Source organism: Rhodovibrio salinarum DSM 9154 (assembly GCF_000515255.1).
Lineage (GTDB): Bacteria > Pseudomonadota > Alphaproteobacteria > Kiloniellales > Rhodovibrionaceae > Rhodovibrio > Rhodovibrio salinarum.
Genome location: NZ_KI911559.1, coordinates 2,511,002 through 2,523,434, shown reverse-complemented (window position 1 = coordinate 2,523,434; position 12,433 = coordinate 2,511,002). Strand labels below are relative to the sequence as shown.

The window sequence follows — 12,433 nt, the reverse complement described above, 5'->3', positions numbered from 1 at the left end:
ACGCCATGTATCAGTTCGACTATCACCGGCCGAGCAGTCTGGACGAGGCGGCGCAAATTCTCGCTCAAGACGATGAGGCGTCGCTGCTCGCCGGCGGCCAGACCCTGCTGCCCACGATGAAGCAGCGTCTGGCTGCGCCCTCGCAGCTTGTTGACCTGTCCGGCATCGCCGACCTCAAAGGCATCCGGGAGGAAGGCGGCCAGATCGTCGTTGGTGCCATGACGCCGCATGACATGGTCGCCAACGACAAGACGGTGCAGGCGAAGATCCCCGGCCTCGCCAACTTGGCTGGGGCGATCGGCGACCCGCAGGTGCGCAACCGTGGGACGATCGGCGGCTCGCTGGCCAACAATGACCCCGCCTCGGACTATCCGGGCGCCGTGCTTGGCCTGGGGGCGACCGTGCGGACCAACAAGCGGGAGATTCCGGGAGATGACTTCTTCCAGGGCCTGTTCGAGACGGCGCTCGAAGAGGGCGAGTTGATCAAGGAGGTTGCTTTCCCGGTTCCGCAGAAAAGCGCCTACGCCAAGTTCCACAATCCGGCGTCGCGCTATGCCATCGTCGGCGCTTTCGTGGCCCAGACCGATGGCGGCGTGCGGGTGGCCATCACGGGCGCCGGCCCCTGCGCCTTCCGCATGCCGGAGATGGAACAGGCGCTCAGCGCCAACTGGTCGCCGGACGCGATCAAGGACATCAAGGTCTCCGCAGACGAGCTTAACAGCGACCTGCACGCCAGTGCGGACTACCGGGCGCATCTGGTCACCGTGATGGCGAAGCGCGCCGTTCAGGCTGCAGGCTGATTATCCCGACCTGAACGATGAACTTGATGGCCGGTCCCGCGCATCATCTGCGGGGCCGGCCGTTTGCTTTCCCGCCATAGGCGCGCCATGCTCCCGCGTTAGTCGCATTCCATCGTCACGACAAAGCCGTCTCTCATGCGCCGCTGGCTGCTCTGGCTGCCTCTGTCGGTTGTTACGCTCCTCGTCGTGCTTGCGGCTGGGCTTCTGCTCGCCCGGGCGGAGGTTGCCGAAGCGGTGGCGCGTCAACTGCTGGCGCAACGCGGCTTTCCCAACGCCGAACTTACCGTTGCAACTCTGACCACCGAGCGGTTGGAGTTGACCGACATTGACCTTGGCCCTGGCGCGCCTAAGGCCGCGCGGATCGCCGTCGCCTTTACCCCCGCCTCCTTGATCGACGGACGCATCGGCCGGATCGAGATTGACGGGCCACGCGTGACGGTCGATCTGACGGCCGAGCAACCGATGGGCGGCGTGCTTGGCTTAGTCTCCAACGGTAAATCGGCGGAGACCGGCCCATCTACGACACCGCGTGTGCCCGATGGTTTACCGACCGTGCTTCTGCGCAACGCGGCGGTCGACGTGCGGGGTGCCCGGTCGGTCGTGCAGCTTTCCCTGGCCGGGCGCATCGGCCGTCGCGATGGGGAGATGCGTGGCACCCTGCGTGGCCGGGCCCGTACGCCGCACACCACCGCCGATCTTAGTCTGGATGCCCGGCAACTGCAGTTGGATCCGCACGTTTTCCTAAAAGTGACTGGAAAAAGCGCCCTCGCCCGGCTGCCATGGCCTGACGACGTGCCGCACCGACCCACGGCGGGCCACGCCGACTTTGCCCTGACCGGCGAGTTGCAGTTTCCGACACCAGGCAGTGCGCTGACCCTGCAAAACCTGATTCGACCAAGTTCCCGCCTGAACCTGGAGCTATCCGTGGCCGATCTGGATCTGCCGGATCTGGCAACTGGCGTTCAGGCGGGCACGACCCTGCATCTCGCGGCTTCCGATGGCTCCCTGGTGGTTCGGCTGCTCGATCCGCTCAAGGTCCAGGCCGACACACTGGAAGGCGACCGGCTGGCGGCACTTGGTTTGCCGGCGGACGCAGCGGCGCAGGTCGGGGAATTCAGACAGCTCACCCTCTCTCCCTGGTCCGGGGGACACGAACTCGTCGAGTTGCACGCCATACAGGAGATGGCCGCAGACGATACGGCCGTTTGGCGTTGGAACGGCCGGGCGAGCGTACAGGCTGGCAGCGGGGCGGAGGATGGCAACACGCCCGAGCTGCGCGTGCGGGCTGCCGCCAACGGAACGCTCGATCGCGGGTTTGGCTTGCAGGTGGCGCGCGTCGATTTGCTGGACGCGCAAGGCCGCGACCTTGCCTATGGCCCGCACCGCTTGGATGCGTTCGCCTTCAATGGGCAGGCCACGATCAAGCCTGGCGGGCTCACGCTGGACGGCACGTTGGATGCCGACGGTCTGTCGGTCGCTCAGTCTGGCAGGCGGATCAATGACATGCGGCTGACCGCGCCGCTTGCCGTGCGTGCCACGTTGGCGGGGACCCGCGTGGGCCTGTCCGCCCCCGCCACGTTGACGATTCCGGAACTGCCCGACACCAGCCCGGTCAAGGTCGACACGCCGGTCACATTGACGTTCACCGATCTCCAAGCAACCGCCGCCAGCGGCCGGTTGCAGGCGCAGGTGAAAGCCGATCCGGGAACGCTAAATGCCACCCTGTTGCGCCAGGAGGCTGACAATCTGCGGACCAGTCTGACGCCCGGTCCGCTCGATCTGGCCCTGGAAAGCCTGCAGCCGCTCAAGGCGCGTATCGCTTTCGACGGCGGGCGCTTGACCGTTCCGGACCTCCAGATCCAAGCGCGCGAGGTCTCGGCGGAGTTCAAGCAGAGTTATGGCAATCCGGTCGCACTGATCACTCTGGGCCACCTGACCCACGATGCGACCCCCGCAGTGCTCAAGCCCAGCTTGCTGTGGATGCAGTTGCACGCCACCGACGACCAAGGCTGGCGCGTGGTGGGCCAACAGATCGTGAAGGGCACGGACATCACCCTGCCCTTCAGTGCCCGCACCGACGCAGATGCTCGTAATGGCGAGGCCACCATTGGGCCTTTCAATGCCAGCTTTGTCCCCGGTGGGGTGCAGCCGGGTCGCATTTCCCCCTGGCTCGGCGCGCAGGTGCGCAATGTCGAGGGCGAGTTCGGCGTGCGCGGCGCCCTGTCCTGGACACCGGCCGGTCTAACCGACACCGCCACGGTGGCCCTGACCGACCTCAGCTTCACAACGGCTGTCGCCACGGTTGCCGGGCTCTCGGGCACCGTGTTCTTCGACAGCCTGACCCCGACCGATACGTCCGCAAACCAACGTCTGACCGCGGACAGCGTGACCGCCGGCGTGCCGCTCGAAGGGGTCGAGATCCTCTTCGACGTCGACAGCGAGGAGGGTGACCCTGTGATCCACCTCGCCCGCGCAGATGGGACCCTGGCTGAGGGCGAGGTGTTCGTGCGTGATGCGACCTTGCGGCCATGGGGGGATGACAACCGCCTGAACGTCCAGGTCCGCGACCTGTCGATGAGCCAACTGGTCGGTCTGCTGGAGGTCGATGGGTTGAGCGCCGAGGGCACGCTTGCCGGGGACATTCCGCTGCATTGGGGGCCCGATGGCTTCCAGATCGAACAGGGCAAGCTCGCCGCGGTGGATACGGGCCGCATCCGGGTGACGTTCGGCGCCGCACAGGATGCGCTCGCCAGCCAGGGCGAGTCGGTGCAGCTGATGGTCCGCGCGCTCAAGGATTTCCGCTACGACCTGCTCTCACTTACCGTGACCCAGCCGGCTGGGGGGAATCCGGTCCTAGGAATCACGATGCAGGGCCGTAACCCCGATGTGCTCGACGGCTATCCCTTCAAGTTCAACATCAATCTAACAGGTGACTTGAACCCGATCTTGCAAGCTCTTCAGAAAGGTCAAACCCTGACCACCGATCTCCTCCAACGGGCTCTTGAAAACCGCGGCGCCGAAACGATCGAGATCCAATAGCATGCTGGCGGTTCCTGCTTGGTCGTTCGGGACGCCGCGCGTAGGCTCTTGCCGACGTCGCTTTTATTTGAGAGCATAATTGCATGCGAATTTGGAGGTATAGACTCGTGCGCATTTCCGGGATCCAGATGTCTGCCGCGCCGCTGCTCGCACTGGTCCTTCTTGTCACGGCCTGCCAACCCACAGTGAAGGTGGAAGCGCCGGACAAGCCGATCACCATCAACCTCAACGTCAAGCTCGACGCCGAGGTCCGGGTGAAGCTGGAGGAGAAGGCGGAGGAAGACATCCAGGAGAATCCGGATATCTTCTAGATACGCCAACATCTTAGGTCCCGATATGCGCTTTGGAGAGCCGCCGTTCATGTTCGCACGCCGCACCCTTCTGACTGCCCTCGCCTGCCTGTTCCTCGCCCTAGTGAGCTTCGGCGCGAGTACACCGGCCGAGGCTGCGTCCCTGGATGAATTGCGCGCCGATGGCGTGATCGCCGAGCGGTGGGACGGCTACGTCGAAGTCCGTGTCGGCACCCCCCCGGCTGAAGCCCAGCAGGTCGTTGAGCGGATCAACGCGGAACGCCGTCAGGTCTATGAGAAGCGTGCCCAACAGCAGGGCGTCACGCCTGAGTCCGTTGGTAAGGTCTACGCGCCTAAGATCCTGGAGAAGGCGCCGGTCGGGACCTACTTCAAGAAGTCGGACGGCAGTTACGTCCGGAAGTAGACGCGCTTGTCGGGGGGTGGGTCGTCTGCTAGCACGCCTAAGAGCGAGAGTTGCGTCGCGCCGACGCATGGTGTCCGCAGATTACTGATCCGCCTTTGCGCATGACGATCACGGGAGCCGCGAACCGCATGGCCGCTCTGCCGACAAGCGTCGATGCAACCCAGCAGTTGCTGTCCGACGGCCGCTACGTCGCCGACCGCAGTCTGTCGACTGTTCTCTACCTGTCGCTATCGCTTGGCCGGCCGCTGTTCCTGGAGGGCGAGGCTGGCACCGGCAAAACCGAGATCGCCAAGGTCCTGGCGGAGACGCTGGGACGGAGCTTGGTGCGCCTGCAATGCTATGAAGGGCTGGACGTCGCGTCGGCGGTCTATGAATGGAATTACGCCCGGCAGATGGTCGAAATCCGCATGTCGGAAGCCGCCGGCGACCGCGACCGCGAGCAACTGTCCGCCGACATCTTCTCCGAGCAGTTCCTGATCGAGCGGCCGATCCTGAAGGCGCTGCGTGAAGATGTGAATGGCCCCCCAGTGTTGCTGATCGACGAGCTCGACCGCACCGACGAGCCGTTCGAGGCCTTCCTGCTGGAGGTTCTGTCCGACTTCCAAGTGACCATCCCGGAACTGGGCACGGTCAAGGCGCCGAAACCGCCGATCGTGGTAATCACCTCCAACCGCACGCGCGAGATCCACGACGCGCTCAAGCGGCGCTGCTATTACCACTGGGTCGACTATCCGACGTACGAGCGCGAACTGGAGATTCTCCGGGTCAAGGCGCCGAACGCCGCCGACGAGCTAAGCCAGCAGGTCGTGCGCTTCGTCCAAAAGCTCCGTGAGATCGATCTGTTCAAGGTCCCGGGGGTGGCGGAAACGCTGGACTGGGCCGACGCGCTGACGCAGCTCGACAAGGTCGCCCTGGAGCCGCAGGCGATCGACGACACCTTGGGCGTTCTGCTGAAATATCAGGATGATATCGCCAAGATCGAAGGTAGCGAAGCGCGGCAGATTCTAGACCAGATCAAGCAGGAAATGCATACCGAGGCCGCCCGGCGCAGCCTGTGAAGCGCGCGCCTCAGGCGCCTGGCAATCGCGATTCGAGCGGTCGCTTGGCGGCCGCTTTTCGGCTGAAGTTACTGTTTTTGAATTATCGTCGACTTCATCCTGATCGGGCCCGAAGGGCCATTTCGGGGCATGCGCAATAGCCAACCAGCGCATGTGTTCGGCAAGAGCCCGCACTAGACCAGGAAACGCGGATGACAGACGCGATAGCGCCCGAAAGTCACGCAGGCGATGGTCGGCTGGTCGAGAACCTGACGCTGTTCGCTCGCACGTTGCGCGCTGCTGGCTTGCCCGTCGGTCCCGGCAAGGTGCTGGAGGCCCTGCGTGCGGTGCAGACGGTCGGGATCGAGCGGCGCGACGATCTTTATTGGACGCTGCACGCCGTGTTCGTCACGCGGCGTGACCAGATTGCCCTGTTCGATCAGGCCTTTCACCTGTTCTGGCGCAATCCGAAGATCCTGGACCGGGTGATGCAGATGCTCCTGCCCGAGTTCCAGGTGGCCGCCGACGAGGAAGAGAAGCGCGAACGGGTCAAGCGGCGGCTGCAGGAAGCGATGCAGCAAGCCCCCGGCGAACAGCAGGAGACCGAGAAGGAAGAGCTGGAGCTGGATGCCACGCTCACCTGGTCGCAGCAGGATGTGTTGCGCACCAAGGACTTCGAGCAGATGTCGAACGCGGAAATGGAGCAGGCCAAGCGGGCCATTCGCGATCTGGAACTGCCCCTCGATCTGCTGCGCACGCGCCGCTATCGCGCGGCCCGTACGCCCGGACGCGCGGACATGCGCCGGACGATGCGCGCGGCCCTGCGCTCGGGGTCCGGCGACATCCCGATCCAGTGGAAGCAACAGACCAAGCGCCCGCCGCCGCTGGTGCTGATTTGCGACATCTCGGGATCGATGGCGCAGTATTCGCGCATGGTGCTGCACTTCATGCACGCCGTGACCAGCGATCGCGACCGGGTGCAGTCCTTCGTGTTCGGTACGCGCCTGACCAACATCACCCATTACCTGCGCCACAAGGACGTCGACAAGGCGCTGGAGAAGGTCGGCGAAGAGGTCACCGACTGGGAAGGCGGGACCCGTATCGGCGCTTGCCTGGAGAGCTTCAACCGCGTCTGGTCGCGCCGTGTCCTCGGGCAAGGCGCCACGGTGCTGCTGATCACCGATGGCTTGGACCGCGACAACGCCGAGGGCCTCGCGCGCGCGGTCGAGCGGCTGCACAAGTCGTGCCGGCAGCTGATCTGGCTCAACCCGCTCTTGCGGTACGGCGGCTATCAGCCAAAATCTATGGGAGCGAAGGCGATCATGCCGTACGTCGACGCCTTCCGGGCCGTGCACAATCTGGAGAGCCTGGAAGATCTGGCCCAGGCGCTCGCCAAACCGGCCGGTGTGCAGCAGGAGGGATTGAACCGATGGCAGGAGATGGTCGAGGCATGAGCGGTTCGGCTGACCAAGTCGGCCTGCCGCAAGATGACGAACTGCAGACCGCGCTGAGCTGGCTGGACGCGGGCCGCACGGTCGCGCGCGCGACCGTGGTGTCCACCTGGGGCTCATCTCCCCGGCCGACCGGCAGTCAGATGATCGTGGATTCCAACGGCAACATGATGGGCTCCGTCTCCGGGGGCTGCATCGAAGGCGCGGTGGTCGACGCCGCCAAGCAGACGATGCAGAGCGGTAAGCCGCAGACGCTGGAGTTCGGTGTGTCCGACGAGCAGGCCTGGGAAGTTGGACTCGCCTGCGGCGGCACGGTCCACGTCTATGTGGAGAAGATGGAATGAAGCGCGCGGTTCTGCGCCGGTTGCAGGAAGCCCGCGCCGCCAAGCGCCCGGTTGCGCTGGTCACCGACTTGGAAGGCGGCGAGGAAGCGCTGATCGACGATGGCGACCTCGTCGCCGGCGAGTTGCTGCTGTCCACGCCGGTCCTGCACGCGATCGACAACGCGATCCGCTACGACCGCCCCGGCCGGCTGCCGGAGCCGAACGCTCATCTGTTTGTCGAGGTCTTCAATCCACCGCTGCGCCTGATCATCGTGGGCGCGGTGCACATCGCCCAGAAGCTGGCGCCGATGGCCCGGCTGGCCGACTACGAGGTGACGGTGGTCGATCCGCGCCGTGCGTTCGCAACCGACAGCCGCTTTCCATCGGTTGCCTTGCGCCACGACTGGCCGGACGACGCCTTGAAGGCGCTCGACCCGGACCGGCGGACGGCGGTGATTACCCTGACCCACGATCCCAAATTGGACGATCCCGCGCTCGTCGAGGCGTTGAACAGTCCCTGCTTTTATATCGGCGCACTCGGCTCCACGCGCACGCACGCGAAGCGGCTGGAACGGTTGACCCAGGAAGGCTTTTCCAAGGCGCAGCTGGGACGCATCCATGGTCCGCTCGGCCTGCCGTTGGGCGGCCGCGCGCCGGCGGAAATCGCGCTCGCCGCGATGGCGCAGATGACCCAGGTCCTGCATGGCGCGACCCCACTGGTGAAAGACCAGCAGCCCGCCACCGCCGGATGATCTTCGCCAATATCCCCGTCCGCGATGCCGAGGGCGCGATCCTGGCGCATAGCCAGCAGGTAGGCGATCGCACTTTCAAGAAGGGGACCCGGCTGACGGCCGAGCATGTTCGCGCGTTGCAGGACGCCGCGATTGCCACGGTCGTTGCCGCGCGGCTCGAACCTGACGATCTGGACGAGGATACCGGGGCTTTGCGCGTCGCCGAAGCCTGCGCGGGCGACCACGTGACTTTGGGAACGGCGGCGACCGGGCGCGTCAATCTGTTCGCCGAAGCCGATGGCGTCGCCGTGTTCGACCGCGCGCGATTGGACGCGGTCAACCTGGTCGCCGAGGCAATCACGCTCGCGGCCGTCCATCCCTACGACCGGGTCGAGCGCGGCCAGTTGATCGCGACCGTCAAGGTGATCCCGCTCGGCGTACCGGAGAAGACCGCGGATGCCGCCGCCACGGCCGCGCATGCCGGCGGGGTGCCGTTGATCCGGGTTGCGCCCTTCCGCCCGCGCAGCTGTGGCCTGGTGCAGACCACCCTCCCCGGCACCCGCGACAAGGTGCTGGAAAAGACGACAGAGGCCATTACGGCGCGGGTCGAAGGACTGCATGGCCGTTTGGTTGCGGAGCAGCGCGCGCACCACGACACTGACAGCGTCGCGCGTGCACTGAACGAGCTGCGCGCCCAGGGCGTTGAACTGGTCCTGATCCTGGGCGCCAGCGCGACCACGGACCGACGCGACGTGATCCCGGCGGGGATCGAGGCCGCAGGCGGTCGGGTTCGCCATTACGGCATGCCGGTCGATCCAGGGCAGTTGCTGGTCCTGGCGGAGTTGGGCGGCATCCCCGTGCTGGCGCTGCCAGGCTCCGCCCGTTCGCCCAGGGTTGGCGGCAACGACTGGGTCCTCTGGCGGCTGATGGCCGGGCTGGAAGTCACGGGGACCGATATCATGCGTATGGGCGCCGGCGGTCTGTTGAAGGAGATTCCGACCCGGCCCCTGCCCCGCGCGGCGGCTGCGCCGGAACGGGCACCGCAGGGCGACGTCCCTCCGCGGATCGCTGCCCTGGTGCTTGCCGCCGGTCAGTCCAGCCGGATGGGCGGGCGTAACAAGCTGTTGGCGGAGGTCGACGGCCAGCCGCTGCTGCTACATGCGGTCGATGCGGCCGAGGGGGCGCACGCCGCACCCGTGATGGTTGTCACCGGTCATGCACAGGCGGAAGTCGCCAGGCTGCTGCAAGGTCGGGCGGTTCAGACGGTGTACAATCCGGCCTACCAAACCGGTATGGCGAGCTCGCTGCGCGCTGGCCTGTCCGCCTTGCCACGCGATATCGATGGCGTGGTCGTGCTGTTGGGCGATATGCCAGGGGTCGATGCCGCCACGATCGACCGCCTGATCGAGGCGTTCGATCCCGACGGCGGCGCGGCCATCGTGGCCGCCAGTGTGCATGGCCGGCGCGGCAACCCGGTCCTGTTGGCGCGTCGTTTTTTTCCTGAAATTCGCGAGATCGAGGGCGACGTCGGGGCCAAACCGATCCTGCAGGCCTACCCGGATCAGGTCGTGCTGGTGGAAAGCCCCCATGCCTTCACCGATCTGGACACGCCAGACGCCTTGGAGGCGTACAGATCTGGCAGTCCGGATTGAATCCCCTACCCCAACACCTGCTTCAGGAACGCGCGAACCTGAGTGTCCGCGCCGATCTGCCAAATGTTCAGATGGGTCCCGTCGTCAAAGCGGATCAACTGAGCATTATCGCCGGCGCGGGTTGTCAGGGCGGCGCCGTGGTCGATCGGGATCGTTGAGTCCTGCTCTCCGTGCAGAATCAGGATCGGTGCCCCGACGTCACCGATGCGCGCGCGGTTGTCGAACCGGTCGCGCACCAGTTGGCGGGCCGGCACATACCAGTACTGCTGCTGTGCCAGTTCGGCGATGCTGGTGAAGGGCGCTTCCAGCACCACGCCGCCGACAGCTTGTTCCGCAGACAAGGCGGTCGCAACGCCGCTGCCCAGCGATTCGCCGTAGAGGACGATCTGCGCTCCCGGCACGCCCTGCCCGGCCAGCCACGCCAGCACGGCACGGCCGTCCGCGATCAACCCTGTCTCACTGGGGGTGCCCGGGTTGCCGCCGTAGCCGCGATAGTCGGCCAGCAACAGTCCGTAGCCCCAGTCGTGGATCGGACGAAACTTCTCGTAAGCCCCGGCGCGGTTGCCGGCGTTGCCGTGAAGTACGACAACCACGCCGCGCGCGTCTAATGGCGGCGGCACATACCAATGCCGCAGGGTCAGACCATCGGCCGTTTCGGTGGTGATTTCCAAGAAGCCGGACGGCGCATCCGTCGGCCGGTCGGGTGCTGTGCGGTTCGGCTTGAAGAGAATCTGGCGTTGTTGGGTGTAGAGCACCGCGACCAGCAGGCTGTAGCCAACCAAGCCTGCGAGTAGCAGCTTCAGCAACAGGGGCACGCCGACGCCCGCGGTCTTATTAGACGCGGGCGCTGCTGTTCGAGCGGGTCAGCGAGCGGTAGAAGCGCTCGGCGTCCTCGTCTGTATCCTCGGATGCCGTCTCGTCTGCAGGTGCGGCGCCCGCTTCTTTCGCGGAGGGCGCGTTGCCGTCACTCGCCGTGTCTTCCGGGCCCTCAGGCGTTCCGTTGAGCCCGGTCAGATCGCTGAATGCCGGTGGCACCCCCAGGGTCTCGTGCCGCTCGATTTCGGAGGTATCTGTCGCCGGTTCGGACTCCGACGCCCCATTTGCTTGCGATTCCGGCTGGTCCACTGGCGTTTCGGAGTCCGCCGTGATTTGGGGCTCGGCCTCAAGCTGCGGAGCCGTGTCGATGTGATCGATGTCGGCGGAGAGATGGCCACCGGACTCGACGCGCAGCGACCGGTAGCGGACCCGCCCCTTGACCAAGCCGCCCGGCGCGACGGTCAGTGCCCCATCGACCAGCAGATCCCCGTCGAACCGGCCGGCGATCGTGGCGTCCTTGACCTCCGAGCGGCCCTCGAACACCCCGTCAGGACCGATTTCTAGCGAGTCACAAGGTACGGTCGCCTGCACCGTTCCGTGGACCACGAGCCGGTGGCAGTTATGGATTCCGCCCCTGACCGTGATGCCGTGGCCAACGACGAGTTCGCCCTCTTCGGCGACCGCGCCGCGCGGCCCCTGTTGCTGACCTGGACGCAAGTGACGGTTCTGCTGCGTAACCACCCCGCTCGGATCGACCCGGCGGGAGGGAATGCCTGGAACCAGCGGGCGCTGCGCTTGCGGTCCGCCCGGCCCGTTGCTGCCATCGCCGCCCGGCCGATCGGCGGGGCCTCGGGCGATGTGCGGGATCGAAGACGTCAAGGGCACTGCGACCTCCTTCAAGGCATAGCTGGCTTCAAGGCATGGCTGGCCGAAACACCCGGGAATCGTCGTTCAGCCAGACTTTCGGCAGCCTATTAGACCAGGGGTTTGTCTGCGTACGGCAAAGCTGTGGCGATCTTATGGCGCCGTACGCGTGGCCCTCGCGCGCCCGGATGCCGCCCCGTCGCGGCTATACGCGTACGCTCGCACGTCCGGCACGTCAACGTAACCGCCCAATCCCCGACACAGCGTCGACACCCATGGCTCGCGGCGCCTCGCTTTACGCGGCGCGCCCCGGCTGTTACCCGCAACATCCGACGCTGTCGCGTGGAACGAGCTCGCGACCGATCATACCTTACCATCTCCACAACATCCGGAGAGCCACAGATGAGCATCCGCGTTTCGCGCCTCGCCGCTCTGGCCTTCAGCTTCGCCATGATTGGCGCCACCGTCGGCACCACGCCCGCTGTCGCGGCCGACGGCAGCAAGAACGCCAACCAGGGCCAGCAGCAGAGCCAACAGCAGGCCCCCACCCCGGACTTCTCGGACGAAAAGCTGGACGCCTTCGCCGACGCTGCCGTGAAGATCTCGGAGGTCCGGCGCGCCTGGACGCCCAAGATCCGCCAGGCCCAGCAGGGCGGCGACAAGGAGAAGGCCCAGAGCCTGGCCGAGCAGGCCACCGGCGAGATGCGCACGACCATCCAGAACACCGAGAACATCTCGGTGAAGGAATATCGCCAGATCGCCAAGGCCGCGCAGCAGGACGAAGAGCTCGCCAACGAGCTGTCCAGCATCGTGAAGACCAAGATGCAAAAGAAGCGCGGCGGTCAGGGTGAGACCGACCAGGGCGGAAGCCAGTAACGGTTCCGGCTGGAAAAGTGCCTTTGAAGCCGTGCGGAGCCCGCCTCCGCACGGCTTTTTCATGTTGGGATCGAACAGGATGTCGGTCTGAGCGGCGCCCCTCGCGACCTGTGTGGCTACTCGCCAAAGC

At 65.8% G+C, this 12,433-nt stretch carries 12 protein-coding genes; 10 read left to right on the top strand and 2 right to left on the bottom strand.

The genetic code is table 11. From position 1 onward, the window contains the following. Positions 1-5: 5 nt before the first annotated feature. From RHOSA_RS0111670 to RHOSA_RS0111630, 9 genes are all read left to right on the top strand, one after another. Positions 6-800, top strand: a complete 795-nt coding sequence (locus RHOSA_RS0111670; protein WP_027288814.1) for an FAD binding domain-containing protein — start codon at positions 6-8, stop codon at positions 798-800. 135 nt (positions 801-935) lie between these two features. After that, positions 936-3,839 (top strand): intermembrane phospholipid transport protein YdbH family protein, encoded by a 2,904-nt coding sequence (locus tag RHOSA_RS0111665; protein WP_027288813.1) that lies wholly within the window; start codon positions 936-938, stop codon positions 3,837-3,839. A gap of 107 nt (positions 3,840-3,946) precedes the next feature. Further along, complete coding sequence (locus RHOSA_RS0111660) at positions 3,947-4,150, top strand: YnbE family lipoprotein (RefSeq protein ID WP_244880635.1); 204 nt, start codon at positions 3,947-3,949, stop codon at positions 4,148-4,150. A 49-nt stretch (positions 4,151-4,199) separates the two neighbouring features. Next, the gene (locus RHOSA_RS0111655; protein WP_051432077.1) at positions 4,200-4,553 is read left to right on the top strand and encodes a YdbL family probable chaperone protein; all 354 of its coding nucleotides are present in this window, start codon (positions 4,200-4,202) and stop codon (positions 4,551-4,553) included. 128 nt (positions 4,554-4,681) lie between these two features. After that, entirely contained in the window at positions 4,682-5,611 is a 930-nt protein-coding gene (locus tag RHOSA_RS0111650) for an AAA family ATPase (protein ID WP_027288810.1), read from the top strand. Positions 5,612-5,802: 191 nt separating this feature from the next. Beyond that, positions 5,803-7,044 (top strand): vWA domain-containing protein, encoded by a 1,242-nt coding sequence (locus RHOSA_RS0111645; RefSeq protein WP_037256176.1) that lies wholly within the window; start codon positions 5,803-5,805, stop codon positions 7,042-7,044. Next, entirely contained in the window at positions 7,041-7,385 is a 345-nt protein-coding gene (locus RHOSA_RS0111640) for an XdhC family protein (protein ID WP_051432076.1), read from the top strand. Before RHOSA_RS0111645 ends, RHOSA_RS0111640 begins: the two co-directional genes overlap by 4 nt. Then, positions 7,382-8,116, top strand: coding sequence for an XdhC family protein (locus RHOSA_RS22065; protein ID WP_051432075.1), 735 nt, complete (start codon positions 7,382-7,384; stop codon positions 8,114-8,116). The genes RHOSA_RS0111640 and RHOSA_RS22065 overlap by 4 nt, the downstream gene beginning before the upstream one ends. Continuing rightward, a complete protein-coding gene (locus tag RHOSA_RS0111630; protein ID WP_027288807.1) occupies positions 8,113-9,747 on the top strand; it encodes an NTP transferase domain-containing protein in 1,635 nt (544 codons plus the stop codon). Before RHOSA_RS22065 ends, RHOSA_RS0111630 begins: the two co-directional genes overlap by 4 nt. 5 nt (positions 9,748-9,752) lie before the next feature. On the opposite strand, the gene RHOSA_RS0111625 is transcribed toward RHOSA_RS0111630, so the two are convergent. After that, entirely contained in the window at positions 9,753-10,562 is an 810-nt protein-coding gene (locus RHOSA_RS0111625) for an alpha/beta hydrolase (RefSeq protein ID WP_051432074.1), read from the bottom strand. Positions 10,563-10,581: 19 nt separating this feature from the next. Beyond that, positions 10,582-11,442, bottom strand: coding sequence for a bactofilin family protein (locus RHOSA_RS24260; RefSeq protein WP_051432073.1), 861 nt, complete (start codon positions 11,440-11,442; stop codon positions 10,582-10,584). A 387-nt stretch (positions 11,443-11,829) separates the two neighbouring features. Between RHOSA_RS24260 and RHOSA_RS0111615 the strand changes: the two genes are divergently transcribed. Beyond that, a complete protein-coding gene (locus tag RHOSA_RS0111615; RefSeq protein WP_027288805.1) occupies positions 11,830-12,303 on the top strand; it encodes a DUF4168 domain-containing protein in 474 nt (157 codons plus the stop codon). Positions 12,304-12,433: the final 130 nt, after the last annotated feature.